Origin of the sequence: Streptomyces sp. ADMS (assembly GCF_033441795.1) — a bacterium.
Taxonomy (GTDB): domain Bacteria; phylum Actinomycetota; class Actinomycetes; order Streptomycetales; family Streptomycetaceae; genus Streptomyces.
The window spans coordinates 1-723 of sequence record NZ_JAVFVX010000366.1 but is presented as its reverse complement, the minus strand read 5'-3'; the positions used below and the strand labels follow the sequence as shown (position 1 = coordinate 723).

Sequence of the window (723 nt, the reverse complement as noted above, 5' to 3'; positions counted from 1 at the left end):
CCCTCAACTACCTGCTCACCTCGCACGTGTGGCGCCAGGACCACAACGGCTTCTCGCACCAGGACCCCGGCTTCGTCGACCACGTCCTCAACAAGAGCCCCGAGGTCGTCCGCGTCTACCTCCCGCCGGACGCCAACACGCTCCTGTCGGTCGCGGACCACGTCCTGCGCAGCCGCGACTACGTCAACGTCATCGTGGCGGGCAAGCAGCCCTGCTTCGACTGGCTCTCCATGGACGCCGCCCGGGCCCACTGCACCCGCGGGGCCGGCATCTGGGAGTGGGCCGGCACCGACAACGGCACCCGCGAACCCGACGTGGTCCTCGCCTGCGCGGGCGACGTGCCCACCCTGGAGGTGCTCGCCGCCGCACAGCTGCTCCGCCGGCATCTGCCCGACCTGGCCGTGCGCGTGGTCAACGTCGTCGACATGACCCGGCTCCTCCCGCGCGAGGAACACCCGCACGGGATGAGCGACTTCGAGTACGACGGACTGTTCACTACCGACAGGCCGGTGATCTTCGCCTACCACGGCTATCCCTGGCTGATCCACCGCCTCGCCTACCGCCGCACCGGGCACAAGAACCTTCACGTGCGCGGCTACAAGGAGTCCGGCACGACGACGACGCCGTTCGACATGGTCGTCCGCAACGACCTCGACCGCTACCGCCTGGTCATGGACGTCATCGACCGCGTCCCCGGCCTCGCGGTGCGCGCCGCCGCCGTAC

Annotated in this window: 1 pseudogene; it reads left to right on the top strand. The window is 69.8% G+C overall.

What is annotated here, in order from left to right:
• Positions 1-723 (top strand): annotated as a pseudogene (locus RB628_RS41065) (phosphoketolase); the annotation flags it as partial.